The sequence below is a fragment of the Roseomonas aerilata DSM 19363 genome (assembly GCF_000711725.1).
Classification (GTDB): Bacteria; Pseudomonadota; Alphaproteobacteria; order Acetobacterales; family Acetobacteraceae; genus Roseomonas; species Roseomonas aerilata.
The window spans coordinates 102637-129577 of record NZ_JONP01000001.1 but is presented as its reverse complement, the minus strand read 5'-3'; the positions used below and the strand labels follow the sequence as shown (position 1 = coordinate 129577).

At 72.1% G+C, this 26941-nt stretch carries 22 protein-coding genes and 1 tRNA gene; 10 read left to right on the top strand and 13 right to left on the bottom strand.

Features of this window, described 5'->3' with window-relative positions; genetic code table 11:
- Positions 1–115 precede the first annotated feature (115 nt).
- A complete protein-coding gene (locus BO39_RS00580; RefSeq protein ID WP_043829025.1) occupies positions 116–1594 on the bottom strand; it encodes an NAD-dependent succinate-semialdehyde dehydrogenase in 1479 nt (492 codons plus the stop codon).
- A 75-nt stretch (positions 1595–1669) separates the two neighbouring features.
- Entirely contained in the window at positions 1670–2359 is a 690-nt protein-coding gene (locus BO39_RS00575; RefSeq protein ID WP_043829022.1) for a GntR family transcriptional regulator, read from the bottom strand.
- 57 nt (positions 2360–2416) lie between these two features.
- Here BO39_RS00575 and fahA point away from each other — a divergent pair, with 57 nt between their 5' ends.
- From fahA to BO39_RS00560, 3 genes are read left to right on the top strand one after another with little or no spacing between them, the layout of a single operon-like run.
- Complete coding sequence (gene fahA / locus BO39_RS00570) at positions 2417–3721, top strand: fumarylacetoacetase (protein ID WP_043829020.1); 1305 nt, start codon at positions 2417–2419, stop codon at positions 3719–3721.
- A gap of 36 nt (positions 3722–3757) precedes the next feature.
- Positions 3758–4546: a cyclase family protein gene (locus BO39_RS00565; protein ID WP_043829018.1), complete on the top strand. Its 789-nt coding sequence runs from the start codon at positions 3758–3760 to the stop codon at positions 4544–4546.
- Positions 4547–4550: 4 nt separating this feature from the next.
- Entirely contained in the window at positions 4551–5507 is a 957-nt protein-coding gene (locus tag BO39_RS00560) for a Bug family tripartite tricarboxylate transporter substrate binding protein (protein WP_052401251.1), read from the top strand.
- Between the two features lie 25 nt (positions 5508–5532).
- Here the strand turns inward: BO39_RS00560 and BO39_RS00555 are convergent, their stop codons facing one another.
- From BO39_RS00555 to glmU, 4 genes are all read right to left on the bottom strand, one after another.
- Positions 5533–6009, bottom strand: a complete 477-nt coding sequence (locus BO39_RS00555; protein WP_043829016.1) for a VOC family protein — start codon at positions 6007–6009, stop codon at positions 5533–5535.
- A 154-nt stretch (positions 6010–6163) separates the two neighbouring features.
- Positions 6164–7447, bottom strand: coding sequence for an MFS transporter (locus BO39_RS00550; protein ID WP_043829014.1), 1284 nt, complete (start codon positions 7445–7447; stop codon positions 6164–6166).
- 123 nt (positions 7448–7570) lie between these two features.
- Positions 7571–9394 carry a glutamine--fructose-6-phosphate transaminase (isomerizing) gene (gene glmS / locus BO39_RS00545; RefSeq protein WP_043829012.1) on the bottom strand — a complete coding sequence of 608 codons (1824 nt, stop codon included), beginning with the start codon at positions 9392–9394 and terminating at the stop codon, positions 7571–7573.
- Positions 9395–10732, bottom strand: coding sequence for a bifunctional UDP-N-acetylglucosamine diphosphorylase/glucosamine-1-phosphate N-acetyltransferase GlmU (glmU, locus tag BO39_RS00540; RefSeq protein ID WP_043829010.1), 1338 nt, complete (start codon positions 10730–10732; stop codon positions 9395–9397). It lies immediately after the preceding gene.
- Positions 10733–10824: 92 nt separating this feature from the next.
- Here glmU and BO39_RS00535 point away from each other — a divergent pair, with 92 nt between their 5' ends.
- Positions 10825–11475 (top strand): HAD family hydrolase, encoded by a 651-nt coding sequence (locus BO39_RS00535; RefSeq protein WP_043829008.1) that lies wholly within the window; start codon positions 10825–10827, stop codon positions 11473–11475.
- 46 nt (positions 11476–11521) lie between these two features.
- Positions 11522–12286, top strand: a complete 765-nt coding sequence (locus BO39_RS00530) for a molybdate ABC transporter substrate-binding protein (protein ID WP_043829006.1) — start codon at positions 11522–11524, stop codon at positions 12284–12286.
- Positions 12287–12295: 9 nt separating this feature from the next.
- On the opposite strand, the gene BO39_RS00525 is transcribed toward BO39_RS00530, so the two are convergent.
- Positions 12296–13111, bottom strand: a complete 816-nt coding sequence (locus tag BO39_RS00525; RefSeq protein ID WP_043829004.1) for a DUF3108 domain-containing protein — start codon at positions 13109–13111, stop codon at positions 12296–12298.
- Positions 13112–13227: 116 nt separating this feature from the next.
- Between BO39_RS00525 and BO39_RS00520 the strand changes: the two genes are divergently transcribed.
- A tRNA-Val gene (locus tag BO39_RS00520) sits at positions 13228–13302 on the top strand.
- A gap of 70 nt (positions 13303–13372) precedes the next feature.
- On the opposite strand, the gene BO39_RS00515 is transcribed toward BO39_RS00520, so the two are convergent.
- Positions 13373–13840, bottom strand: coding sequence for an EF-hand domain-containing protein (locus BO39_RS00515; RefSeq protein WP_043829002.1), 468 nt, complete (start codon positions 13838–13840; stop codon positions 13373–13375).
- A 323-nt stretch (positions 13841–14163) separates the two neighbouring features.
- Between BO39_RS00515 and BO39_RS00510 the strand changes: the two genes are divergently transcribed.
- Complete coding sequence (locus BO39_RS00510) at positions 14164–15933, top strand: uracil-xanthine permease family protein (protein WP_043828999.1); 1770 nt, start codon at positions 14164–14166, stop codon at positions 15931–15933.
- Between the two features lie 120 nt (positions 15934–16053).
- Positions 16054–17421 (top strand): globin-coupled sensor protein, encoded by a 1368-nt coding sequence (locus tag BO39_RS00505; protein ID WP_043828997.1) that lies wholly within the window; start codon positions 16054–16056, stop codon positions 17419–17421.
- Between the two features lie 9 nt (positions 17422–17430).
- Here the strand turns inward: BO39_RS00505 and BO39_RS00500 are convergent, their stop codons facing one another.
- The 3 genes from BO39_RS00500 to BO39_RS00490 all read right to left on the bottom strand — a co-directional run bounded on the left by BO39_RS00500 (position 17431) and on the right by BO39_RS00490 (position 20572).
- Complete coding sequence (locus BO39_RS00500) at positions 17431–18831, bottom strand: M20/M25/M40 family metallo-hydrolase (protein WP_043828995.1); 1401 nt, start codon at positions 18829–18831, stop codon at positions 17431–17433.
- A 90-nt stretch (positions 18832–18921) separates the two neighbouring features.
- Positions 18922–19284 carry a hypothetical protein gene (locus tag BO39_RS00495; protein ID WP_043828993.1) on the bottom strand — a complete coding sequence of 121 codons (363 nt, stop codon included), beginning with the start codon at positions 19282–19284 and terminating at the stop codon, positions 18922–18924.
- 133 nt (positions 19285–19417) lie between these two features.
- On the bottom strand, positions 19418–20572 hold the full coding sequence (locus BO39_RS00490; RefSeq protein ID WP_043828991.1) for an acyl-CoA dehydrogenase family protein: 1155 nt from the start codon (positions 20570–20572) through the stop codon (positions 19418–19420).
- On the opposite strand from BO39_RS00490, the gene BO39_RS00485 reads away from it, so the two are divergent.
- Entirely contained in the window at positions 20571–21179 is a 609-nt protein-coding gene (locus BO39_RS00485) for an NMCC_0638 family (lipo)protein (RefSeq protein ID WP_043828989.1), read from the top strand. The genes BO39_RS00490 and BO39_RS00485 overlap by 2 nt on opposite strands.
- 3 nt (positions 21180–21182) lie before the next feature.
- Here BO39_RS00485 and BO39_RS00480 read toward each other — a convergent pair whose 3' ends face one another.
- On the bottom strand, positions 21183–24599 hold the full coding sequence (locus BO39_RS00480) for an indolepyruvate ferredoxin oxidoreductase family protein (protein ID WP_052401249.1): 3417 nt from the start codon (positions 24597–24599) through the stop codon (positions 21183–21185).
- Positions 24600–24733: 134 nt separating this feature from the next.
- Here BO39_RS00480 and BO39_RS00475 point away from each other — a divergent pair, with 134 nt between their 5' ends.
- Positions 24734–25210, top strand: a complete 477-nt coding sequence (locus tag BO39_RS00475) for an Lrp/AsnC family transcriptional regulator (protein WP_043828987.1) — start codon at positions 24734–24736, stop codon at positions 25208–25210.
- A 7-nt stretch (positions 25211–25217) separates the two neighbouring features.
- On the opposite strand, the gene BO39_RS29510 is transcribed toward BO39_RS00475, so the two are convergent.
- A complete protein-coding gene (locus BO39_RS29510; protein WP_052401248.1) occupies positions 25218–26888 on the bottom strand; it encodes a cadherin repeat domain-containing protein in 1671 nt (556 codons plus the stop codon).
- Positions 26889–26941: the final 53 nt, after the last annotated feature.

Below are 26941 nucleotides of genomic sequence, written 5' to 3'. Positions count from 1 at the left end.
CGGATCGCGCAAGGGTTGGCCCGGAGGGGGCGGTGCTGCGTCCCGGTCATGGTGGGCGCGCGGTGCGGGACTTGAAGCGGGGGAAGGAAGGCGTCCTCCCCTCCCCCGCCGATGCTCAGGCGCCGAGGCCGCCGAGGAGGAGGTACTTGATCTCGAGGTAGTCCTCGATGCCGTACTTGCTGCCCTCGCGGCCGAGGCCGCTCTCCTTCACCCCGCCGAAGGGGGCGACCTCGGTGGAGATGATGCCCTCGTTGATGCCGATGATGCCGCTCTCCAGCCCCTCGGCCACGCGGAAGATGCGGCCGACGTCGCGGGCGTAGAAATAGGCGGCGAGGCCGAACTCGGTGTCGTTGGCCATGCGGATTCCCTCCGCCTCGTCCGTGAAGCGGATAAGGGGGGCCATGGGGCCGAAGGTCTCCTCCTTGAGCACCTTCGCGCTGATCGGCACGTCCGTCAGGATCGTCGGTTCGAAGAAGTTGCCACCGAGCTTGTGGCGGTGGCCACCGGTGAGGACCTTCGCGCCCTGCGAGGTGGCGTCCTGGATGTGCTCCTCGACCTTCGTGACGGCGTCGGCGTTGATCAGCGGGCCCTGGGTGACGCCGGCCTCCATGCCGTTGCCGACCTTCAGTCCCTCGACCGCGGCCTTCAGCTTCTCGGCAAAGGCATCATAGACGCCCTCCTGCACGAAGATCCGGTTGGCGCAGACGCAGGTCTGACCGGTGTTGCGGAACTTGGATGCCATGGCGCCGGCGACGGCGGCATCCAGGTCGGCGTCGTCGAAGACGAGGAAGGCAGCGTTGCCGCCGAGTTCCATCGAGGTCTTCTTGATGGTTCCCGCGCATTGCGCGAGCAGCGTGCGGCCGACCTCGGTGCTGCCGGTGAAGGAGAGCTTGGCGACATCGGGGTTGGTGGAGAGTTCCTCGCCCTGCTCGCGCGCGGAACCCGTGACGACATTGCAGACGCCGGCGGGCATGCCCGCGCGTTCCGCCAGGACGGCGATGGCAAGGGCGGAGAAGGGGGTCTGTGAGGCGGGGCGGATGACGCCGGTGCAGCCCGCGGCCCAGCCGGGACCGGCCTTGCGGGTGATCATGGCGGCGGGGAAGTTCCAGGGCGTGATCGCCGCGAAGACGCCGATCGGCTCCTTCATCACGAGGATGCGGCTGCCCTGCTTGAAGGTCGGGATGGTGTCGCCGTAGATCCGCTTTCCTTCCTCGGCGAACCACTCGATGAAGGAGGCGGCGTAGGCGATCTCGCCCTTGCTCTCGGTCAGCGGCTTGCCCTGCTCGGCCGTCATGATGGCCGCGAGGTCGTCCACGTTCTCCATCATGAGGTTGAAGAGGCGGCGGAGGATGGCCGCGCGCTCCTTCGCGAGCATCGCGCGCCAGGCGGGCTGGGCCGCCTTGGCGGCGGCGATGGCGGCGCGGACCTCCTCCCGCGAGAGGGAGGGGACGGTGCCGATGGCTTCGCCGGTGGCGGGGTTCTTGACCGTGAGCGTCTTGCCGGAGGCGGCGTTGACCCAGGCGTCGCCGACGCGGTTCGTCTGGCGGAAGAGGTCCGGGTCCTTCAGGACCAGCTTGGCGGCGGTGTCGAGCATCGGGGGCTCCTCTCGGCAGGCTGAAGGTCGGGGCGGAAGATGGGACGCCGGGGGCGCGGTGTCACCCCGCCGCCCTCAGCGGTCAGGTGGGGCTTCGCCGAGGAGAGCGAGGACGATCTCGGCGGTGGTGCCGATATGGGCGGCGAGGAGGGCGGGCGCCTCCGGGTCGCGGGCGAGGATCCTCTCTGCGAGTGCCTCGTGCACCGCCAGCACGCGCCCCCAGTCCTGGTGGGCGGTCTCCAGCAGCCGGCGGTACCGGGTCTTCTGGAGGTAGAGGTCGTCGCAGAAGCGCAGCAGCGAGGGCAGCGCGCAGGCGGCGATGAGGGCGCGGTGGAAGCGGTGGTGGCGGGTTTCGTAGGCGTCCACCCAGGCGTCGCTGGCGGCGTCGCGCCGGCCGATCTCGTGGCGCAGAAGGGAGAGGCTGGCGACGATCTCGTCCTCCCAGGCGGGGCCGCCGGCTTCCATGGCCAGGCGCAGCGCCTGAGGCTCCACGATCTGGCGGGAGCGGGTGACGTCCAGCAGGTGTGCGCGGGTGACGGGCGGGACGGAGAAGCCTTTCTGGCCCTCGAGATGGACGAAGCCCTCGGCGGCGAGGCGGGCCAGGGCTTCCCGCAGGGGCGTGGCGCCGAGGCCGTAGCGGGCGGTGAGGTCGCGCAGGCGGAGGCGGCTTGCGGGCGGAAGGCCGCCGCCGAGGATGTCCTGGCGCAGCCGCCGGGTGGCGGCTTCGGCGAGGGTGGCCCCGGAAGGCGGCGGAATTTCGATCACGGCAGGAAATTTATATTCTCTCTGGTCAGCGTCCGGCAAGCGCGGCATGGTCCGCGCATGGACGTCCTCGACATCACCCACGACCCGCAGCGCCGCTCCTGGGTTGCCTCCGCCAATGAGCCAGGGGCGGAGTTCCCGATCCAGAACCTGCCGCTGGGGGTGTTTTCCCGTGCAGGCGATGCGCCGCGCGGCGGGGTGGCGATCGGGGACCAGGTGTTGGACCTGCGGGCGGCGCTGGACGCCGGGCTGATCTCGGGCGAGGCGGCGGAGGCGGCGGCCGGGCCAACGCTCAACCGGCTGATGGCGATGGGGCGGGCGGCGTCCCGCGAGTTGCGGGCGGCGGTCTCGGCCCTGCTGGCGGAGGAAAGCGGCGCGGCCTCGCGCGGGGCGGAGATCCTCGTGCCGGTGGCCGAGGCGCGGATGCACCTGCCGGGCGCGATCGCGAACTTCACGGACTTCATGGTCTCGCGCGACCATTCGGCGCGGTTGGGGGCGCTGAAGGACCCGAACGCGCCGCTGCCGCCGGCCTTCGACAGCCTGCCGGTCGCCTATCACTCCCGTGCCAGTTCCGTGCGGCCGAGCGGCGAGGGCGTGGTGCGGCCGAACGGGCAGTGGCGGCGCAAGGAAGGGATGCATTTCGGCCCGACCGAGGCGCTGGACTACGAGCTGGAGTTGGCGATCTGGGTGGCCGGGGAGAACGCGCTGGGCACGCCCGTGCCGATGTCGCGCGCGCCGGAGCGGCTGTTCGGCTACGGGCTGCTGAACGACTGGTCGGCGCGCGACATGCAGCGCTGGGAGATGCCGCCGCTCGGGCCCTTCCTGGCGAAGAGCCTCGGCACCACCGTCTCCCCCTGGATCGTGACGGCGGAGGCGATGATCCCCTTCATGGTGCCGGCGGCGGCGCGGGCGGAGGGGGTTCCTGCCCCCCTGCCCCACCTCGATTCGCCGGGAAACCGGGAGCGCGGCGGGCTGTCGATCGCGCTGGAGGTGCTGCTGCTGACGCCCGCGATGCGGGCGGCGGGCGCGGCGCCCGCGCGGCTGACGGCGACGGAGTTCGCCTGGATGGCCTGGACGCCCGCGCAGATGGTGACGCACCACGCGAGCAACGGGTGCAACCTGCTGCCGGGCGACCTGCTGGGCAGCGGCACCTGCTCCGGCCCGACCGACGAGAGCCGCGCCTGCATGGCGGAGATCATCCTCTCCGGGCCGATCAACTTGCCCGGTGGCGAGACGCGGCGCTTCCTTGAGGACGGGGACGAGGTGATCTTCCGCGGGCGGGCGCATGCGGAGGGCGCTGTGTCGATCGGCTTCGGGGAGTGCCGGGCCGTGGTGCTGCCCGCGCCGGCCTGGCCGGCGGACTGAAACGCGGCGGGGCCGCGCTACGAGGAAACAGGAAGAATGCCACGCAGGATCATCGACATCTCGTCCACGCTGAAGGCGGGGATTGCGAGCGACCCGCCGCAGATGCTGCCGAAGATCGAGTACCGCGACCACCGCATGACCGCGCCCGGCATGGCCGAGTACATGGGCGTGGGCGTGGAGGCGCTGCCGGAGGGCGAGTACGCGGCGGTGGAGCAGGTGAACATCTCCACGCATAACGGCACGCATCTCGACGCGCCCTACCACTACTTCTCGCGCATGGACGAGGCGCTGGTGCCGGGCGGGCGGCCCTCGATGCGGATCGACGAGGTGCCGCTGGACTGGTGCTTCAACCCCGGCGTGAAGCTCGACTTCCGGCACCTGCCGGACGGGCATGTGGTGCAGCCGGACGAGGTGGAGGCGGAGCTGAAGCGCATCGGGCACGAGATCCGGCCCTTCGAGATCGTGGTGGTGAACACGCGCGCGGCCAGCCGCTACGGCGAGGACGACTACATCGACACCGGCTGCGGCATGGGCAAGGCGGCGACGATGTGGCTGCTGGAGCGCGGCGTGCGCGTGGTGGGCACCGATGCCTGGTCCTGGGACGCGCCCTTCTCCCACACGCGGCGGCGCGTGGCGGAGACAGGCGATGCCTCGCTCATCTGGGAGGGGCACCGGGCGGGGCGGGAGATCGGCTACTGCCACATGGAGAAGCTCTCCAGCCTCGAGAGCCTGCCGGCGGACGGGTTCACCGTGGCGTGCTTCCCCGTGAAGATCCACCGGGCCTCGGCGGGCTGGACCCGCGCCGTGGCCATCCTGGAGGATTAGCGCCATGCGCCGCTTGCTGCTGGGCGCCGTGCTGGCGCCGATGCTTGCCCTCGGTGCCGCCCTGCCTGCCCGGGCGGATTATCCGGACAAGCCGATCACGATGATCATGCCCTACTCGCCGGGCACCGCGGACGTGCTGATCCGCGCGATGGGCGAGCACTTCCAGCGGGTGCTCGGCCAGCCGCTGGTGCTCATCACGCGCGACGGCGGATCGGGCGTGGTGGGGATGCGAACCGTCGCGACGAGCGCGCCGGACGGCTACACCCTCGGCCACACGCCGATGACGGCGATCGTCGTGCAGCCGCACATGGTGAGGAACGCCGGCACCGACCCCGAGAAGTTCGAGGCGATCTGCGGCACGCACGAGAATATCCTCGGCGTGGTCGTGCGCGCGGAGAGCCCGATCCGCACGCTGCCCGACCTCGTGGCGGAGGGGCGGCGGCGGCCGCTGAGCTTCGGCAGCCCGGGACCGAACTCCCTGCCACAACTCGGCGTCTGGCGCGTGCAGAAGGCGACGGGGGTGGATTTCAACCACATCCCCTATCGCGGGGAGGCGGCGCATCTGAACGACACGCTGGCCGGGCGGCTGGACTTCTCGGCGGCGGTCGTGTCCTCGGCGGCGGAGATGGTGCAGGCCGGGCGGATGCGGCTGATCGCGGTCTTCTCAGACCGCCGGCATCCGGACTTCCCGGACGTGCCGACGGCGCGGGAGCAGGGGATCGACGCGCTGCAGCTCAGCCAGGTCGGGATCTACGCGCCGCGCGGCACGCCGGCGCCGGTGCTCGACCGGCTGGAGGAGGCCTGCCGCGCCAGTCTGGAGACGCCGGTGGTCAGGCAGGTCCTGGCGACCACCCGCGCGCCCGCCTCCTTCGTGCCGCGGGCGCAGTTGAACACAATGCTGCGCGAGGAATTCGCGAGCTATGGGCGCATCCTGCGCGAACTGGGCGTGCAGGCGGAGTAGCGGACCGGAGCGGCCCGGCGCGTCGTCAGCCGCGCCGGGCCGCCTCGATCGCCGCGACGTCGATCTTGCGCATGGTCATCATGGCCGCGAAGGCGCGCTTCGCCTCCTCGCCGCCGGCCGCGATCGCCGCGGTGAGCGCGCGCGGCGTGATCTGCCACGAGAGGCCCCAGCGATCCTTGCACCAACCGCAGGCACTTTCCTGCCCGCCGTTGCCGACGATGGCGTTCCAGAGGCGATCGGTTTCCGCCTGGTCTTCCGTCGCGATCTGGAAGGAGAAGGCCTCGCTGTGCCGGAAGGTGGGACCGCCATTCAGGCCGATGCAGGGAATGCCGGCCACCGTGAACTCGACCGTCAGGACGTCGCCCGCCTTTCCCGAGGGGTAATCGGCCGGCGCCCGGTGGATGGCTCCCATCGTGCTGTCCGGGAAGGTCTCGACGTAGAAGCGGGCGGCCGCTTCGGCGTCCTTGTCGTACCAGAGGCAGACGGTGTTCCTGGCGGCCATGGCAGTTCCTTCCCTGCGCCGCCAGCAGCCGGGCATCGCGTCCGATCCACGCGGAGGCTGGAGCGCGGGGGCATCTAAACATCGTGCTTGCAGGGCGCAAAGGGTGGCCGATGAGACCGCGGTTTCAGGTCGTTGGATCGGCCGACAAGACCCTCTACCCGCGCCGGCGTAGGCGCGTGACCCAGGCCGGGGCCGCGCGCCCCTCCACGTTCGGCAGGAGCGCAGTGAGCAGGCCAAGGAAGGGCAGGAAGGAGCAGAGGCGATAGACGGCGTCGATGCCGATGCTATCAGCCAGTTCGCCGAGCGCGGCGGCACCGAGGCCGCCCAGGCCGAAGGAGAGGCCGAAGAACAGCCCGGCCACCAGCCCTACCTTCCCCGGCAGCAATTCCTGCGCATAGACGAGGATGGCGGAGAAGGAGGAGGACATGATGAGGCCGATGACCACCGTCAGCACCACCGTGGGCACCAGCCCGACATAGGGCAGCGCGAGGGTGAAGGGCAGCGCGCCGAGGATGGAGAACCAGATCACCGGCAAGCGGCCGATCTTGTCCCCCACCGCGCCGCCCGCGAGCCCGCCGATGACGACCGCGCCGAGATAGACGAAGAGCAGCACCTGCGCCGACTGCACCGAGAGGCCGAAGCGGTTGATGAGATAGAAGGTGTAGTAGGAGCTGAGGCTGGCCGTGTAGACGTTCTTCGAGAAGAGCAGCATCACTAGCACGGCGATGGCGAAGGTGACTCGCTTGCGCGGCAGCTCGACGGTGGCGCCGCTTCCCGCGCGGCGTCCACGCGGCATTGCCGTCTGCCGGTTGCGCGCGTACCAGCCGCCGACGCGAAACAGCACGACCATCCCGAGCAGCGCGGCGGCCGAGAACCAGGCAACGCTGCCCTGCCCGCGCGGGGCCACGACGAAGGCCGCCAGCAGCGGGCCGATCGCCTGGCCGAAATTGCCGCCCATCTGGAAGAGGGATTGCGCGAGGCCGAAGCGCCCGCCCGAGGCGAGCCGGGCGACGCGCGAGGACTCAGGGTGGAAGACCGAGGAGCCGATGCCGATGAGGGCGGCGGCCATGAGGATGACAGGGTAGCTGGAGGCCTGGGAAAGGACGAGCAGCCCGACGAGCGTGGAGGCCATGCCGACTGGCAGCGAGTAGGGCATCGGCCGCCGGTCCGTGACGAGGCCGACAAGCGGCTGGAGCAGCGAGGCCGTGAACTGGAAGGCGAGCGTGATGAGGCCGATCTGGCCAAAATCAAGGGCGTAGTTGGCCTTCAGGATGGGGTAGAGGGCCGGCACGAGCGACTGGATCATGTCGTTCAGCAGGTGGCAGAAGCTGAGCGAGAGCAGCACAGTAAAGGCAGTGCCGCCTGCGCTGCCCCCTGTGTTGCCCGGGGCCGTGGCGGCGGGGGCGCTGGTGGAGGTAGCGAGCGCGGTCTGGCTCATGGGATGGCCGGACTCCTGGGCCAGACGGGGGCGGCGGCCGCGGGATTTGCATCCACGCGGCCGGACAGTTCCCCTTCCCGATACGCCCGCCGGCGGACGGGCACAACGCGCGACGGGCGCGGATTACTCGACTGTCACGGCCTTCGCGAGATTGCGCGGCTGGTCCACGTCCGTGCCCTTCAGCACCGCGACGTAGTAGGCGAGCATCTGCACGGGGATGGTGTGCAGGATGGGCGCGACGAAGGGATCGACCTTCGGCAGCACGACGACGCGGGAGGCGAAGCGGCGGAGGGCGACCGCGCCCTCCTCATCGGTGAAGGCGATGATGCGGCCGCCGCGGGCCGCGGCTTCCTGAAGGTTGGAGGCCGTCTTCTCGAAGAGCGGGCCGCTCGGGCAGAGGGCGATCACCGGCACCTTGGAATCGATCAGCGCGATCGGGCCGTGCTTCATCTCGCCGGCGGCATAGCCCTCGGCGTGGATGTAGGAGATCTCCTTCAGCTTGAGCGCGCCCTCCATCGCGATGGGGAAGAGGCTGCCGCGGGCGAGGTAGAGGACATCGCGGGCGTCGAGGATGTCGGCGGCGACCGCCTCGATCTCGGAGGTGGCGTCGAGGATCTTCGCGGCGTGCTCGGGCACTTCCAGCAGCGCGTGGGTGAGGCGGGCCTCCTCCGCCGCGTCGATGGCGCCACGGGCGCGGGCGAAGTTGATCGCGAGGCAGGCCATGACCGAGAGCTGGGCGGTGAAGGCCTTGGTGGAGGCGACGCTGATCTCGGGGCCGGCGACCGTCATGAGCGTCGCGTCGCTCTCTCGGGCCATGCTGCTCTCGGGCACGTTCACGATCGAGACGAGGGACTGGCCGCCGGCGCGCAGCAGCTTCATGGCGGCGAGGTTGTCCGCGGTCTCGCCGGACTGGGAGACGAACATGGCGGCCCCGCCCTCGGTCAGCGGCGGGTCGCGGTAGCGCAGCTCGCTCGCCACGTCGCAATCGGTGGGCAGGCGGGCGAGGGTCTCGAACCAGTAGCGGGCGGTCTGGCCGACGAGGAAGGCGGAGCCGCAGCCCGAGAGCCAGAGGCGGGGCAGCGTCGCGGGGTCGAAGGGCAGCGCCGGGCGGGCGACCGCGCGGGAGGCCGGGTCCACATACTGCTGGAGCGTGTCGCCGATCACCGCGGGGTGCTCGTGCAGCTCCTTCTCCATGAAGTGGCGGTAGTTGCCCTTGCCGATGGCGGCGCCCGAGAAGGCGGTCACCTTCACGGCGCGCTGGACGGGGTTGTCCTGCACGTCGAAGACCTGGGCGTCGGCGTCGCCGACCACGGCCCAGTCGCCCTCGTCCAGGTAGGCGATGCGGCGGGTGAGCGGGGCGAGGGCAAGGGCGTCGGAGCCGACGAACATCTCGCCGTCGCCGTAGCCGATGGCCAGCGGGGCGCCCTGGCGGGCCACCAGCAGCTTGCGCGGGTGGCCGGCGAAGACGGCGGCGAGGGCGAAGGCGCCGTGGACGCGCTTCAGGGCGCCCGAGAAGGCGATCTCCGGGCTGTCGCCGCGGGCGAGGTGGTGGTCCACCAGGCGGGCGAAGGTCTCGGTGTCGGTCTCGGTCTCGAACTCGGCGCCCTCGCCCTCCAGCTCGGAGCGGAGCTCGGCGTGGTTCTCGATGATGCCGTTATGGACGATCGAGACGCGGGCGGTGCCATGCGGGTGGGCGTTGCGCGTGGTGGGCGCGCCGTGGGTGGCCCAGCGCGTGTGGCCGATGCCGGTGGTGCCGGGCAGAGGGTCCTGTTCGAGCACGTTGGCCAGGTTGACCAGCTTGCCCTCGGCACGGCGCCGCTCGACATGGCCGTTCACGAGGGTTGCGATGCCCGCGCTGTCATAGCCGCGGTATTCCAGCCGGCGGAGGGCTTCCAGGAGGCGGGGGGCCGCCTCGACCTGACCGACGACGCCGACGATGCCGCACATTTAGCGCTGCTCCTTCTTTACGGAGAGGGAACGTCTTTCGAGACGAAAGGTCGCGGCGCGACCTTCTTTTTGTTCCTGCCGGGCGCGGCCGAAGGCCATGGCGTCCGGGGGAACGGGCGTGGTGATCGTGGAGCCCGCCGCCACGAAGGCGCCGTCCCCAAGGGTGAGCGGGGCGACGAGGGTAGCGTTGGAGCCGATGAAGACCCCCTGCCCCACCACCGTCCGGTGCTTGGCGAAGCCATCGTAGTTGCAGGTGATGGTGCCGGCGCCGATGTTGGTGGCCGCGCCGATCGTGGCGTCTCCGATATAGGAGAGGTGGTTCGCCTTCGCACCCTCCCCCAGGGTGGTGGCCTTCAGCTCTACGAAGTTGCCGACATGGGCGCGGGGACCGACCTCCGTGCCTGGGCGCAGGCGGGCGAAGGGACCGATGGTGGCGCCCCGGCGGACGGTGCAGCCCTCAAGGTGGGAGAAGGCGCGAATCTCGACCTCGTCCTCCACGGTCACGCCGGGGGCGAAGACGACGTCGGGGCCGACCGTCACGTCCTGGCCGAGCTTCGTGTCGAAGCTCAGCGTCACGCTCTCGGGGCGGATGAGGGTGGCGCCATTGGCCATGGCGGCCTCGCGCAGGCGGGCCTGGACGACGGCCTCGGCGGCGGCGAGCTCAATGCGAGAGTTGATCCCGCGGCACTCCGCCTCGTCGGCCTCGACGGCGACGGCGCGGAAGCCGGCGGCGCGGGCGGCGGCGACCGTGTCGGTGAGGTAGTATTCCCCCGCCGCGTTGCTGTTGGTGAGGGCGCGCAGCCAGGGGAAGAGCTGGGCGCCGGGGGCGCAGATGACGCCGACATTGCAGAGGGTGACGGCGCGCTCGGCTTCGGTCGCGTCCTTCCACTCCACGATGCGGGAGATGCCGCCGTCCTCGTGCGGCAGGACGCGGCCGTAGCGGGCGGGGTCGGCCGGGCGCATGGCGAGGAGGGCGAGGTCCGCGCCCTCCCGCGCTTCGAGCAGGCGGCGGAGGGTTTCCGCGGTGATGAGGGGGTTGTCAGCGTAGAGGACGGCGACATCGCCGTTCAGCCCCTCCAGCAGGGGGGCGGCCTGGAGGGCGGCGTGGCCGGTGCCCAGGCGGTCGTGCTGGATCACGGTCGCGTGGGGCGCGGCGGCCTTTTCCAACGCGGGCATGTCCGGGCCGGTGACGACGACGATTCGGTCGAAGACCTCCTCGCAGGCGGCGATGAGGTGGCGCAGCATGGGCCGCCCCGCGATGGGGTGCATGGCTTTCGGCAGGGTGGAGCGCATGCGGGTGCCGAGCCCGGCGGCGAGGAGGATGGCAGCCCGTGTCATGGGGGCGTTAAGCCTGCGCCGCGGCCGTTCCGCAAGGCCGTGGCCGGTCAACTCCCGTTGCGGTCCGGAATCGGGGGTGGCATGGGGCGGGGATGGAACGCATCGCCCTGTTTGACCTCGACGGTACGCTGATCGACAGCGCGCCCGACCTTCATTCCGCCCTCGACCGCATGATGGCGCGGCTGGGGCGGCCTGGATTCTCCCGCCCGGAGGTCTGGGCGATGATCGGGGATGGGGTGCAGGTCCTGGTGCAGCGGGCCTGCGCGGCGCGGGGGCTGGAGGCCTCGCCCGAGACGGTTGCGGAGTTCCTGGTGGACTATGAGGCCCATGCGGCGGACGAGACCCGGCCCTTCGAGGGGATCCCCGAGGTGCTGGCGGCCCTGCGGGACGGGGGGTGGCGGATCGCGGTCTGCACGAACAAGCCGGAGCGGGCGGCGCTGATCGTGCTCGACGGCCTCGGCCTCTCGCCGCTGGTGGAGGCCGTGGGCGGGGGGGACAGCTTCCCCGTGAGGAAGCCGCATCCGGGGCACCCGCTGGGGCTGCTCGCCCGGATGGGGGGCGAGGCCGCGCGCGCCGTGCTGGTGGGGGACCACCACAACGACACGCGGGCGGCCAAGGCGGCGGGGATCGCGCCCGTCTTCGCGGCCTGGGGCTATGGCGGGCCGGAAATGGCGGAGGGCGCGCCGGTAGTGGCGGGGCCGGCCGAACTGCCGGCGGTGCTCGCGGGGCTGGCGAGGGGGTGAACCGCGCCGCATGATCCCGCCGGGCAGGCAACGGGGAGACGGCGGCATGGGGTGGCGTTCAGTAAGCCTGGGATTGCTGCTGACAGGGCTCGTGGCCGGCGGCGCGCGGGCCGACGAGGTGCGGGTGCTGACGGCCGGCGCCTTCAAGGGCGTCGTGGTGGCGGCGGCGCCCGCCTGGGAAGCCGAGACCGGGCACCGGCTGGTAGTGGACAACGACACGGCCGGGGCGCTGGCCCGGCGGGTGACGGGGGGCGAGAGCTTCGACCTGCTGGTGGTGCCGCCGGCGCAGATGAACGCCCTCACCCGCTCGGGGCAGGTGGCGGAGGGGGCGGTGCCGCTGGCGCGCGTCGGCATTGGTGTCGCGGTCGCCGAGGGCGCGCAGTGGCCGGAGATCGGCACGGTGGAGGCGCTGCGGGCGGCGATCCTGGCGGCACCGCGGATCGCCTATATCGACCCGGCCTCGGGCGGGTCGAGCGGGGCGCATGTGGCCTGGCTGCTCGGGCGCCTCGGCGTCGCCGAGGAGATGCGCGGGCGGAGCGTGCTGGTGCCGGGCGGGCTGGTGGCGGAGCGGCTGCTGGACGGCTCGGCGGGGCTGGCGATCCACCAGATCAGCGAGATCCTGCCGGTGAAGGGCGCCGTGCTGGTGGGGCCGCTGCCGGCGGAGGTTCAGCTCTATACTGCCTATTCGGGCGGGCTGCCGCCGAATGCACGGGAGGCGGCGCGGGGCTTTCTCGCGCGCCTCTCGGGCGAGGCCGGGCGGGCGATCCTGCGGGAGCGGGGGATGGAGCCGCCGGAAGCGGCCGCTCCTTAGGAAGACACCCTAGTTCGCGACCGGCCGCACCCGGCCGGGCGGGCCGACACTGGAGAGGCGCGCGCTCATCGTGCCGAACCAGCGGCTGGCGGCCTCGATCCGCACGGGGATGATGGGGCCGCCAGGCGCGCTCTCGCCGAGCCAGGCGGTGCCGTATTGCGGGCGGCGGGCGGTCTCCACGTCCTCGTCGCGGCGGTAGCCGGCGAGGAAGCGGCCCTCGAAGCTGCATTTCACCGCGATGCCGGACCATTCGTCGCGGGCCGGTGCGAAGGAATCCCGCCCCTGGGTGCCGGCGGCCATGGAGGAGAGGCGGCGTCCGTCATAGACGCGCACCGCGCCGTCGCAGCGCCCGCCGCGGCGCACCTGCCGGACGAGCTGGGCGATGGCGGAGAGGTTATCGATCGTGTCGCGCTGCTCCGCCTCGGGCACGGGCAGGCGCTCCGTGTCGTTGGGGGGCACCATCGCGCGGATGACGGGCTGGTTGTTCTGCCACTCGAGGACGGTGCGGCGGCTCTCGCCGCGGAGCGATCCCTCGGAGATGTAGCGGCGCGGGCGGGCGTGGTCGCCCTGCCAGACGCCATCGACCCGCGTGACCAGCTCCCCGCTGCCGAAGGCGGAGGCGACGCCGCGCAGGCGGGTGCGGAACTCAACGCTGTAGGCGGTGTCGGTGATGTCGAGCACCGCGTTCAGCTCCATGATCGTCACGCCCGCCGCGTAAACGGTGTAGGTGGCGGCGATCGGCTCCGCCCGCGCGGGCTGGAGGGCGGCGAGCGGAATCGCCAGGGCGGCGGCAAGCAGGGATCGCGGCGGGCGGGCCGGGCTCATGCGGGGCCTCTTCGTTGCTGGTCCCTAGATCGTGGCGCCGCCCGCGTTTGACCAGGGGCGACGGGTTGCCGACGGGTTGACAGGGCCGGGTGCCCGGGGATATCCCGCCCCCATCAGGGCGCGTAGCTCAGCGGGAGAGCATTCGCTTCACACGCGAAGGGTCACAGGTTCAATCCCTGTCGCGCCCACCACCGCCCCCTCACCTTCTCCAGCATGATCGACGAGCGGCCGAGGGGTTCTTTTCCCCGGCCGCGTTGCGTCTCAGCGCCGATGGCGCGGGCCCACCTCGTCCTGCGTCAGCGCGCCGTCCCCGTTCGCGTCGCGGGCGCGGAACATCGCCTCGGCGGCCGGGCGCAGCTCGACGAGGGTGACCTTGCCGTCCCGGTCGGCGTCGAGGGCGCGGAAGACCCCCTGTCCGCGGCCCTCCATGCGCGCCTCGGCGCGCTGCATGCGGGCGGGGCCATGGGCCTGGAAATAGGCGCGCGCCTCCTCCCAGGTCACGCCGCCGTCCTTGTCGGCGTCCATCTCGGCGAAGCGGGCGGAAAGGGCGGACCAGGCCTCGTCGGTGGTGACGCGGCCGTCGCCGTTCGCGTCGGCGGCTCGGAACATGGCGCCGGGGCCCCGCGGCACCGGGTCGGCGGGGCCGCGTCCCTGGGCGAGCGCGGGAAGCGCGAGGGCGCCGAGTGCCGCCGTGGCGGCGAGGGCCGAGAGGGTGATCTTGCGGTTCATCTGGATGCTCCTGCTGGGACACCGAAGATGAGCCCACGCATGTAACGCTGCGACACGCGGCGCGTGAGGAAGGGTGACGCCCGCCAGGGTTCGGCAACGAGGATCGGCCACCGGGAAATTGCTATCCCGAAATTGCCATCCCGAAATTGCATGTCCTGCGGAGGGATGCGACCTTCGCCCCGTTCTGGTTCGGAGCGGCAGCGGGTGACGATCGGGGGCGAGGCGCGTCGTAGCACAGCAGCCGGGGCGATGGCCGCCCGCCTCCCCCCGAGGGCACCGGCACGAGCAGCGGGGGTGCCCCGCGGCCGTCCTCGCGCCGCCTGATGCCGGCGCTTCTCGATCGTCTCCTCCCCCCGCCACGCCCCTGGAAGCGGGCGAGGCCGGAGGAGCTGCTCTATGCGCTGAACGAGGCGCCGCCGGTCGGCCTCACCCTCAACATGGGGGTGCAGCACGCCTTCCTGTCGCTCATGTTCTCGCTCTACGCCGTGGTGGCCGGGCAGGCGATCGGGCTGGAGCCGGCGGGGGTCAGCGCCTTCGTCAGCGGCAGCATCTTCCTGCTGGGGGTGGCGACGCTGCTGCAGGCGGTGCCGAGCCGGCTGGGGGCGGGGATGATCCTCGTCGCCATCCCCTCCGCCGCGCGGCTGTCGATCTTTATCTCGGTGGCCGGGAATTACGGGCTGGGCGCGGCGATGGGGGCCACGATCGTCTCCGGTATTGCGGCGATCGGCTTCGCGCGGCTCATCCCGCGCCTGCGGGCCGTGTTCCCGCCCGAGGTGATCGGGGTGGTGGTGCTGATGCTCGGCCTCTCGCTGGTGGGCACGGGGCTATCGCGCGGGGTGGGGCTGACGGCGGCGGGGGATGTCTCGCAGGCGGCCATCGTCTCCGCCCTCGCGACCATCGCCTGCATCATCGCGGTTTCGCTCTGGGCGCCGCCGGCGCTCCGGCGCCTGGCGATGGTGGTGGGGGCGCTGGCGGGCACGCTGGTGGCGGTGCTGACGGGGGCGGCGGAACCGGGCGGGCTGGCGAGCCTCTCCGCGCTGCCGCCGCTGGCGGTGCCGCTGCTGGGGCTCGACCTGCCGGCGCCGAGCTTCGCACTGGCGCCGATCGCGGTCTTCCTCGTCGCGCAGCTGATCGGGGTGATGGACCTCTTCGGCGGCGTGCTCTCGATGGACAAGATGAACGATGCCCAGTGGCGGCGCGTGGACATGTCGGTCGTCGCGCGGGCGGTGACGGGCATGGGGCTGGTGCATGTCGCGCAGGGCGCCGCCGGGCTGCTGGCGAGCGGGACCTCTTCGGCCAATCTCGGCCTCGCGCATGCGACGGGGGTGACGGCCTGGCGGGTGGGCGCGGCGGCCGGGCTGGTGCTGATGGCGACGGCCTTCTTCCCGACCGTCGCGGGGCTGATCGCGCTGACGCCGGCGCCGGTGATCGGGGGGATCCTGGTTTACACCGCGGCCTTCCTGATCGTCTCCGGCATGGGGCTCGCCACCTCGCGCATGATGAACACGCAGCGGGGCTTCACGGTCGGCCTCGCGCTTGTCTGCGGCACCGGGGTGATGCTGCTGCCGGCCCTCGCCCATGTCTCGCCGGGCTGGAGCCGGGTGATCGTGACCTCGGGGCTGACGGTCGGCTCGGTGGCGGCGGTGCTGCTGAACGCCTTGCTGCGAATAGGCGTGCGGCAGACGGCCGTGCTGGTGCTGGACCCTGCCTCGGAGGCGCGGCAGGCCGCCGAGTTCCTGGAACGCCAGGGTCGGGCCTGGGGCGCACGGGCGGAGGTGGTGGTGCGCGCGGGCGTAGCGCTCGGCGAGGCGCTGGAGGCGTTGCGGCAAGCCGGCACGGAGGGGCGCGTCACTCTTTCAGCCAGCTTCGACGAGTTCAACCTTCGCTGCCGCCTGGAGCACGCGGGGCCGCCGCTGCCGCTGGCGAACGGGGCGGCGCCGGACGCGGCCGCGCTGATGGCAGCGGAGGGGGAGGACGCGCTGGACGAGGCGATGCGGCGCGTCTCGGCAGCGTTGATCGCGCGGCTGGCGGATCGGGTACGGGCGGGGAGCCGGGGCGAGGTGGCGGAGCTGGTGTTCGAGTTCGAGCACTGACGCGCGGGCGGAACGGCTGACTTTCGCGCGAGAGGCCGGGAACTTAAGGCCTTGGTAGGACTGGCCGGCCATAAGCGTCTCAAAATTTATTGCTTCCCGGAAACGAAGTGAGGCTTCCCGATGCTTGAGACGATCGATGCTGGGCGCCGCCGACGCCTGGAAGCATTTGGCATCACTGATGCCGACCTGGCCCTGCTGCAGGAGCAGGCGGCCTATGCCGAGGGGAGGTTGCCCGCGCTGATCACCGGGTTGCATCCCGCCTTCGATGCATGGCCTGAAATCCAGGCCGCCCTGATGGATGCGGAGGTGCACCGGGTGCGCATCGCGCACTGGACGCGCGTGGTGTCGGGAGGGTTCGGCGCCGGCTTCATGGAGTCGGCCGAGCGCCTGGCCAAGGCCTTCTATGCCCATCATGTGCCGAGCTACGCCGTCGCGATCTGCCACTCGACGGTGGGCGCGGCGATCTGCCGCGATCTCGGCCTCGGGGAGGAGGTTCCGGGAAGCCGGCTCTCGCTCTCCTGGGTGGCGGGCGGGTTCCGGGCGCGGCGGGGCGCGGCGCTGGCGAGCGCCCTGAACAAGGCTGCCTGGCTGGACCTCGAAGTGCTGCTCGAGACCTATGTGTCGGCCGAGCGCGCCTCCCGGCGGGCCGTGCTGGACGGGCTCGCGGCCGGGTTCGAGTCCAAGGTGCGCGGGGTGGTCGAGGGCGTGGCGCAGTCGTCGCGGAGCATGGAGGTGGCGGCGGGCAGCATGTCCGAGGCCGCCGTGCGAACCAATGAGGGCTCGGCCTCCGCCGCCGAGGCCGCGGGGGAGGCGAGCAGCAACGTCGCGACAGTGGCCGCGGCCGTCACCCAGCTGACGGCGTCCATCGGGGAGATCACGCGCCAGGCCGGCGAGTCCTCGGCCATGGCGGAGCGGGCGGCGAAGGAGGCGCGAACGACGAACGACATCGTGGCGATCCTGGCCGCCAATGCCGAGCGCGTCGGCGAGGTGGTGCGGCTGATCGGCAGCATCGCGGGGCAGACCAACCTGCTGGCCCTGAACGCGACGATCGAGGCCGCTCGGGCGGGCGAGGCCGGGCGCGGCTTCGCGGTGGTGGCGAACGAGGTGAAGGCGCTGGCGACGCAGACGGCGCGGGCGACGGAGGACATCTCCGGCCAGATCGCGACCATGCAGGAGGCAACCCGCAAGGCCGTGGAGGCGATCGCGGGCATCGCGGGCACGATCGGGGACATGAGCGGGATCACGACGGGCATCGCGGCGGCGGTGGAGGAGCAGGGTTCGGCCACCGCCGAGATCGCGCGGAGCGTGCAGCAGGCGGCGGCCGGCAATGAGCGGGTCAGCTCCCTGATGGACGGCATCCACGCGGAGGCGGCCGGTGCGGCCGAGGTGGCTGGGCAGGTCGCGGGCGCGGCGCGGAGCCTCTCGGCGCAGTCGGAGGCGCTGCGAGAGGCGGTAGGCAGCTTCCTGTCGGAGGTGCGGACCGCCTGAGGGCGGGGCTCAGCCCCGCCGCGGCGCGCCCCCCTCCCCCAGGTCCCACCAGATGCCGGCGAAGGCGGCCAGGCCCTCGCGCAACATGGCGGGGATGACGTGCTCGTCCGGGCCGTGCTGCTTGCAGCCGTTGTAGGAGTGCGGAACCCAGACGAGGGGGGTGCCCAGCAGGTCCACGAAGACATCGCCGGGCAGGCCGCCGGAGGCGTTGGGCGTGACCTGCACGCGGGTGCCGAGGGAGCGCTCCATGCTCGCCTTTGTCCAGAGCACCCAGGGATCGTCCGGCGGGGTGCGGCTGGCGGGCATGCGGATGCCCGTGCGCTCGATCGCGACCTTCTCCAGCCCGTTGGCGTCGAGATGGGCGCGGAGCGCGGGCTCGAAGCGGGCGGGGTCACTGTCGCCGGTGTAGCGGATCTGGCAGGCGGCGCGCGCCTCCGGCGCCACGGCGTTCACGGGGGAGGCGACGTTGCCGCAGCTCATCGCGAGGACGATGAAGGAGGCCCAGCCGTAGATCTTCTCGGCAGGGGTCAGTCCGGGTTCGCCCCAGCCCTCGTCGATGGTGGCCGCGCCCTCCCCGCCGCCCACGGGGCAGCCGCGCAGGGCCTCGCGGATGGCGGGGGGCACGGTCTCGCCGGGCAGCCAGTCGCGCACGAGGATGCGGCCGTGCCTGTCGGCGATGGAGGCGATGGCGTGGCCGAGGAGGATGGCGGGGTCCGTCGTCAGCCCGCCCCAGTGGCCGGAATGCACGCCGCCCTGGCGCAGCCGCACGACGAGGTCGAACATGAAGCTGCCGCGCGAGCCGGCGGCGATGGTCGGCAGGGCGGGTTCCACGCGCGGGCCGTCGGAGGCGATGAGGGCGTCGGCGGCCAGAAGCTCGCGGTGCTGCCCGACGAAGGCGCGCAGGCCCTTGGAGCCGAGTTCCTCCGACATTTCGAGCACGAGCTTCACGTTGGCGCCGAGCCGGCCGCCGCGCTCAGCCAGCACGGCCTCGAGTGCCGACAGGTTGATGATGTGCTGGCCCTTGTTGTCGGCGGTGCCGCGCCCGTACCAGAGGCCGTCCCGCTCGGTCAGCGTCCAGGGGTCGAGGCCGGCGGACCAGGCGGGTTCCAGGCCGAGGACGGTGTCGCCGTGGCCGTAGAGGAGCGCGGTCGGCAGGGCGGGGTCCTCGATCCGCGTCGCGGTGAGGATGGGGCCGCAGCCGGGCTCGAGATTCGGGTGGATGGCGGAGGTGAAGCCGAGGCGGGCGAGCCAGGGGGTGATGCCCTCCTCCAGGTAACGCAGGAGCTGCGGCGCGGCGGCCGGATCCTGCGAGGTGGAGGGAATGGCGACGAGGGCGGCGAGGCGGTCGCGGAAGGCACCGCTGTCGAAATCATCTGTGGCGCGGGCAATGGCGGCGTCGCGGCTGGGCATGGGAGCCCTCCTCTCCTCGGTCTCCGGCCCTTCTCAGGGCTCGGTCTCCGGCCCTCCTTAGGGCGGATGGAGGCGGCAGGCGAGGCAGGCTCAGCGCGTGCGGACGGGACCGGAGGTTCCACCGCCGCCGCTACCGGCGGTGCGGGAGCCGCTGAGGCTACCACCCAGCAGCGCGCCGGCGAGGGCCGGCAACAGGATGCCCATGGCCGGACCCGCGAGGCCCATGCCGGTGTCGGGCAGCATCACGGGGGCGGGGCGGGCAGCGCGGGAGGGCGGGATGGGCACACCGCTGCCAGAGGGGCGGGCCGCCAGTCGGGGCGCGCTGCGCGCGGGGATGACGACGGCGCCCTCGGCCGGGACGACGACGCTGCGGAGTTGGGCGAGGGCGGGCTGGGCGGCGGAGACGATGGCCGCGGCGGTGAGCGTCGCGGCAAGGAAGGGTTTCAGCGTCATGCCGGCTCCTCGCCGCCCTGGGGCGCGATGGTTTGATGGGCGAGGCGGTGGCACGGAGGGCCCGTCCCGCAACCTTTCGTTGCGGGAATGTGCCTTTCCGCCCGTTGCGCTGTCAATGCGATCCGGGCGTTCTCTACCGGCGGCCGAGCATGTGGCGGGCGATGATGACACGCATGATCTCGTTCGTGCCCTCGAGGATGCGGTGGACACGAAGGTCGCGCACGAGCTTCTCCACGCCGTAATCGTGCAGGTAGCCGTAGCCGCCGAGGAGCTGGAGGGCTTCGTCGGCCACGCGGTGGCCGGTGTCCGTGGCGAAGCGTTTGGCCATGGCGCAGAACGGACCGGCATCGGGGGCCTTGCCGTCCAGCTTCGCGCAGGCGCGCCAGAGGAGGGAGCGGGCGGCTTCCAACTCGGTGGCCATGTCGGCGAGGCGGAACTGCGTCGCCTGGAAGTCGGACACCGCCTTGCCGAAGGCGCGGCGCTCGCGCGTGTAGTCGAGGGCGATGTCGAGGGCGCGCTGGGCCCCGCCGAGGGAGCAGGCGGCGATGTTCAGGCGGCCACCGTCCAGGCCCGCCATGGCCATGCGGAAGCCCTGGCCTTCCTCGCCCAGCAGCCGGTCGGCGGCGACGCGGGCATCCTGAAAATCCATGGTTCGCGTGGGCTGGGCGTTCCAGCCCATCTTCTTCTCGTTCGCGCCGAAGGAGAGGCCGGGGGTTTCCTTGGGGATCAGCAGGGCGGAGATGCCGTCCGGCCCCTCCCCGCCCGTGCGGACCATGGTCAGGTAGAGGTCCGAAGCGCCGGCGCCGGAGATGAACTGCTTCGAACCGTTCAGCACGTAGCCCTCGTTGTCGCGGGCGGCGCGGGTGCGGAGGGCTGCTGCGTCGCTGCCCGAGCCCGGTTCCGTCAGGCAGTAGGAGGCGAGGCGCTCCATCGTGACGAGGGAGGGCAGGTGCTCGGCGCGCTGGGCGTCGGTGCCCCAGCGGTCGATCATCCAGGCGACCATGTTGTGGATGGAGAGGAAGGCGGAGGTGGTGGGGCAGCCGGTCGCCAGCGCCTCGAAGACCACGGCGGCGTCGAGGCGGGTGAGGCCGGCGCCACCCGATTCCTCGCGCACGTAAAGGGCGGCCATACCGAGGGATGCCGCCTGCCGCATCTCCTCCACCGGGAAGTGGCGGGCGGCGTCCCATTCGAGGGCCTTGGGCGCCAGCACGTCGCGGGCGAAGTCCTGGGCGACCTCTCGCAGCGCGCGGGTGTCCTCGGGGAGGTCGAAGGCGTTATCCAGGGGCATGACCGTGTTCCCTCGTTTCCATCATTGGCGCGCGCCCCTTCGCCGCCGTCCAGCCCTGCTGCTGGCGGCGGCGCTGCTGGGTGCCCTGCCCGCCCGCGCCGCCGCGCCGCTGACGGAGGAGACGGTGGCGGCCATGGGCAGCTTCATGCAGGTCTGCGCGCGGGTGCTGACCGGGGGAGACAGCCTGGCCGCCGCGCTGGAGGCGGGCTTCGCCGAGGTGCCGGCGGAGCGCGCGCGGGCGATGCTGCGCGGGGGCGCGGGGCGCGTGCTGGTGGCGCAGGGGCCGGCGGTGGGAGGGATCGTGCTCATCCTTTCCGAGCGGCCGGCGGGATGTTCCATGCGGCTGCAGCGAATGGACGTGGAGACGGCGGAGCCCCTGTTCGTGCGGCTGGCGGAGCGGGTGGCGCGGCCGGGGCTGACGGTCACGCGCGCCTTCGACGGCACGGTGGCGGTGCCGAATGCGGGGCCGGCGCGGCAGATCACCTTCCGCGTGTCGCCCGGCGAGCGGGCGGCCTCCGATTTCGCGCTTGCCTTCACGGGGAATGCCGATCCGACTGCGGGCACGCAGGGGGTCTTCACCTTCGGGACGCTGGCGCCGCGGCGGTAGGCGTCATTCCGCCGCCACGGCGAAGCCTGTCGCGGGCGCATCGAGGCGCGCCGCGATGGCGGCGAGGTGCGGGCGGGCGCGCTCGATGTTGCGCGCCTTCACGGGGCCGAAGCCGCGGATGGCGCCCCAGGCCTCCACCCATTCCGTGATGACCGGCAGGGTGGTGGCGTCCAGGCGGGGGAGCATCGCTTCCAGCCCACTGCGGAACTCCGCGATGAGGGCGCGCTCGGTGCGGCGTTCCTCCGTGCGGCCGAAGGGATCGAGGGCGGTGCCGCGAAGGAACTTGCCGTGGCGCAGCAGGCCCATGGCGCGGAGCATCCAGGGGCCGAATTCGCGCTTCACGGGGCGGCCGGTGCCGGGATCGACCTTCGAGAGGAGGGGCGGCGAGAGGTGCAGGACCGTGCGCTTCGTGCCGGTGAAGTGGGTGCGGAGGCCGGCCTGCCAGGCGGGATCGGCGTGGAGGCGGGCGACCTCGTACTCGTCCTTGTAAGCCATGAGGTGGTGGAGTTGGACGGCGACGGCGCGGGCCAGGGCGTCGTCGGCGCCAGGGGTGGCGCGGACGCGGGCGACGAAATCCGTGTAGGCGCGGGCATAGGCGGCGTTCGCGTAGGCGGTGAGGTCCGCACCCCGGCGGGCGATGAGGGCGTCGAGCGTTTCCGGCGCGCGCGGGGCGGGCGGGGCCTCGAGAGCGGCGGCACGGCCGAGGGCGAAGGCCTGCTTGTTGCGGTCCACGGCGGCGCCGTTGAGTTCCAGGGCGCGGTCGATGGCGGCCGGCGTCAGGGGCACGAGGCCGCGTTGGAAGGCGGCGCCGAGGAGGAAGACATTGAGGAAGATGGCGTCGCCGAGCGCTTCCTCGACGCGGTGGGCGGCGGGGAGCGCGATGAGGTCGCGCGAGGCGGCACGGAGGTTTTCGAGAACGGCGCCCGCGTCCGCGCGCGGCGTGCCCAGCAGGAAGCCGGCCGTGGCGGCGAGTTCGGCATTCACCACGCTCGCGGTGCGCTCCGCCGAGAGAAGCGGGCGGACGGCGGCGCCGTGGGCGCCGATGGCGTCGGCGGCGATCAGGAGATCGGCCTGGCCGATACCGATGCGGGGGCCGGCCAGGGTTTCGGCGGAGGCGCCCTCGGCCCCGATGCGAAGCTGCGCCTGCACGCCGCCGCCCTTCTGGGCGAGGCCGAGCTGGTCCATCGTGCGGACCGGGCGGCCGTCGATATGCGCGGCCATGGCGAGGATGGCCGAGAGGGCGGTGACGCCCTGGCCGCCGATGCCCGCGAGAACGATGTTCCAGGCCTCGCCGCGCAGCGCGGGCGGCGCGGGCTCGGGCAGGTTTGCCGGGGCCGCTTCGGCTTCAGGGTGCGCCGCGATTTCCGCGCCCTCCAGCGTGACGAAGGAGGGGCAGAAGCCCTTCAGGCAGGAGAAGTCCTGGTTGCAGGCGCTCTGGTCGACGGCGCGCTTCTGGCCGAACTCGGTCTGGACGGGCTGCACGGCGAGGCAGTTGGACTGCACGCCGCAGTCGCCGCAGTCCTCGCAGACACGGGGATTGATGACGACGCGCTTCGTGGCCGCAGGGGCGGTGCCGCGCTTGCGGTGGCGGCGGCGCTCGGTCGCGCATTCCTGGTCGTAGATGAGGATCGTGACGCCCTCGGTCTCGCGCAGCTCCTTCTGCACGGCGTCGAGGTGATCGCGGTGGTGGAAGGCGGTGCCGCGGGGGATCAGGGGATCGCCCTGGTGGCGCGTGGGATCGTCGGAGACGACGACGACGCGGGCGGCGCCCTCGGCGGCCATCTGCGCGGCGATGCGGGGGACCGACATCTCGGCCTCGGGCGTCTGGCCGCCGGTCATGGCCACGGCGCCGTTGACCAGGATCTTGAAGGTGATGTTCGCCTTGGCGGCGATTGCCGCGCGGACCGCGAGGCTGCCGGAATGGGAGTAGGTGCCGTCGCCAAGATTGGCGAAGACATGCTTCGTGCTCACAAAGGCCATCTGGCCGAGCCAGGGGGTCCCCTCCCCGCCCATCTGGGTGAAGACCTCGGTGTTCCGGTCCATCCAGGTGGCCATGTAGTGGCAGCCGATGCCGGCCATGGCGCGCGAGCCCTCGGGCACCTTGGTCGAGGTGTTGTGCGGGCATCCCGGGCAGAACCAGGGCTGGCGGAGGGCGATGGGGGCGGTGGCGGCGCGCGCGAGGGCGTCGAGGGCTGCGAGACGGGCGGCCATGGAGTCCGGGCGAGCCTCTCGCGGGAGGCGGGCGTCGAGCGCGCGGGCGACTGCGGCGGCGTCGAGTTCGGTGAGTTCGGAAAGGAGGGGCCGGCCCTCGGCATCGCGCTTGCCGGTGATCCGAGGGGCGTTTGCTGTGCCGTAGAGTGCGTCGCGTAGCTGGGCTTCGAGGAAAGAGCGGCGGTCCTCCACCACCAGGATTTCCTCCAGGCCGGACGCGAAGGCGCGTGCGGCCTCGCGGTCCAGCGGCCAGGCGAGGCCGACCTTCCAGATGCGCAGGCCGAGCAGCCGGGCCGCGGTGTCGTCGATGCCGAGGTCAAGCATCGTCTGGCGGAGCGTGGCGTAGGCCTTGCCGCGGGCGGCGATGCCGAAGCGGGGACGCGGCGCGTCCAGCACCACGCGGTCAAGGCCGTTGGCGCGGGCGAAGGCGACGGCGGCGGGCAGGCGCGTGAGGCGGAGGCGGCGTTCCTGGGCGAGGACGATGTCGCGCAGGCGGATGTGGCGGCCGTCCTCGCCCTCGAAATCCCCATCTGGAATCACGGGCGCCCAGGCAGGGTCGATGCGGAAGGTGGCGCTGGCGTCCATCGTGTCCGCCACGCATTTCATGGCGGCCCAGGTGCCGGCGAAGCGGGATAGGGCGATGCCCTTGAGGCCGAATTCGAGGATCTCCCCCACGCCTGAGGGATCGAGGAAGGGGATCTCCAGGTCCATGAAGGCGTGGTCGGAGGCGTTGGCGACGGTCGAGGACTTGGCGGAAGGATCGTCTCCAGCCAGGGCCAGGACGCCGCCCAAGGGCGCCGTACCGGCCATGTTGGCGTGGCGCAGCGCGTCGCCGCTGCGGTCCACCCCCGGGCCTTTGCCGTACCAGATGGAGAAGACGCCGTCCTTGGTGCCGTCGTTGAAGAGGCTGGCCTGCTGGCTGCCCCAGGCGGCGGTCGCGGCCAGGTCCTCGTTCAGGCCGGGCTGGAAGACGATGCCGGCCTCCAGCAGCCGCTTCGCCTGGCGGTGGAGTTCCTTGTCATAGGTGCCGAGCGGACTGCCGCGGTAGCCGGTGACGAAGCCCGCGGTATCGTGGCCCGCGGCGCGGTCCAGGGCGCGCTGGGCGAGTGGCAGGCGGACCAGGGCCTGGATGCCTGTCATCAGCACGGGTTCCGTGCCCGATTCCCAGCGGTCCTCCAGCCTCACGGTCGCGCGTTGGATGCTTCCCACGGACGGCTCCTTTCCGGCGCTCGTTCTCGCCCCTGATATGGGAGAGGATGCGCCGGAATTCCCGGCGGGTTTGCTCTGTTTTGTGTTGTGCACCGCCGAAGGAACGGAAGAAGCTTCTGCGGATCGGGGGATTCATGGACATAGCGGATCGGCGTGCGCTGGACGCGACTGACCGGCGCATCCTGCGCGCACTGGCCCGGCGGGGCCGGCTGTCGAATGCGGAGCTGGCGGAGGAGGTGGGGCTCTCTCCTTCCCCCTGCTGGACGAGGGTGCGGCGGCTGGAGGCGGCGGGCGTGATCAGGGGCTACGCGGCCCTGCTGGACCAAGCCGCGCTGGGCATGCCGGACACGGTGTTCCTGGAGGTGATGATGGAGAAGCACGACGAGGCCGCGCTGCGGCGCTTCGAGGAGGCGGTGAACGCCATTCCCGAGATCCTGGAATGCCACCTCGTGACCGGGGAGTACGACTACATCATCAAGGCCGCGGTGAACGGCACGGCGGGGTACGAGAGCCTGCTGCGGGAGAAGGTCTACCGCCTGCCGGGGGTGCGGCACACGCGCAGCGCCTTTACGCTGCGCTGCCTCAAGCGCGAGATCTCGGCGGTTGTGTGATGGGCCGTCACCAGACGTCGGCGGCGGGCTTCACGACGGTGGCGTCGTAGCTGGGTGCGGGGCGCAGCAGGTCGGCGGCCCAGGCGGTGGCGGCGGCCCCATGGCCCTGCGCGACGGTCGCATCCGCGACCAGCACGGGCAGGGCGGCGACCTTGAGGTTGTTGTAGTGCAGGTCCGCGCTGGTGAGGCGGAAGGTGACGCCGGTGACCTCCGTGCCCTCGATGATGCCGTCCTCGATGGCCTGGACCATGACCGCGCGCGGGTTGGCCCAGTCGGTCGGGGTGAAGGTGATGCTGTAGGAGGGGGCGGCCTTGCCCCCGCTTGGCAGGACGGCGAGGTCGGCCCCGCCGAGGATCTCAAGCATGACGGGCGCGGTGGGGCGGACCGAAAGCGCGACGGTGAAGAGGTCCCCTGCCCTGCCCTCGACCACCGCTGTGTTGACACCGGTTTCATGCAGGTTGAGGCCGTAATTCGCGTCGTTGTCGATGACGCCGACGTTCATCGTGGTGCCGGTCAGTGCCTTGAAGCTGAGGTCGGTGCTGGTGATGCTGAAGGTGAGGCGCGCGGTCTCCGTTCCCTCCACGAGGTTGTCGTCCACGGCGCCCACGGTGACCACGCGCGGGGTGGCCCAGTTGCTCGGCTGGATGGTGAAGGAGACGCTTTTTGCCGCGGGCGTGACCGTGCCGGCGGCGACGGTGAGGTCGCTGTCGGCGCCGATCTGGATGGTGACGGCGGCGGTGGGCATGCGGGAGAGCTGCACCGTGAAGGTGTCGGTCGCCCCACCCTCCGCCACGTCGGTCAAGCCGCCGGTATGGGTGACCACGATGCTCGCGGCCGGGGGCGAGGGCGGCGGCGAGACGGGAGGTGAGACTGGCGGCGAGACTGGCGGCGACACGGGCGGGGAAGTGGGGGGCGAGACCGTGGTGACGTCCTGCACGACATCCGCCGTGCCCGGGGGCGAGGCGGGCGGCGACACCGGCACGGTGACCGGCGGCGAAGGAGGCGGGGAGACGGGCGGGGAATAAGGGGGCGAGGCCGGCGGCGAGGGAGTGGGCCCGTCCTGGTTCGTCACGTTCACGACGGTGACGGGCAGGGTGAAGGCGGCCTCGTGCAGGCCGTCGCTGGCCTCGATCATCACCTCCCGCACCGTGCCGCCCTGGCGCAGCAGGTCCACGCCCGCGCGCAGCTTGAGGGTGTTGCCCGCGATCTCGAAGAAGGCGGCATCGGGCCAGAGCACGCTGTAGGTGATCCTGCCGGCGGGGCTGTCCGGGTCGTCGGCGGTCAGGGTGCCGATGGTGCCGGCGATGTCGGTCTCCAGCACCAAGCCGCCGCTGGAGAAGCGCAGGCCGGAAGGCGCGGCATCGTCCACGCCCTGGAGGGTGACGGAGTAGATGTCGGGCAGCGCGGTCCAGGTGCCGGCGTCGCGGATGGAGAGGCTGAAGGTGAAGACGGGATCGGCGCCGGAGGCGTAGGCCTCCCGGTCGAAGGTCAGCGCCGGGGTGATCGTGACCCGCCCGTTCGTGCCAAGGGCGGCGAGGAAGAGGGAGGCGTCCCGGCCCGTGAGGGCAACGTCGGTGATGCCGGTGCCGCCGCTCAGGAAGAGCGTCGCGACCCAGTCACCCCGCGCGTTGTTCTCAAGGATGCTCGCGGGCACGATGCCCGCGGCCGTAATCGCCATCGCCTGTCCGCCCGCACCTTTCGAGGCAGGCGAGAATGCGGGGGACGGGTGAA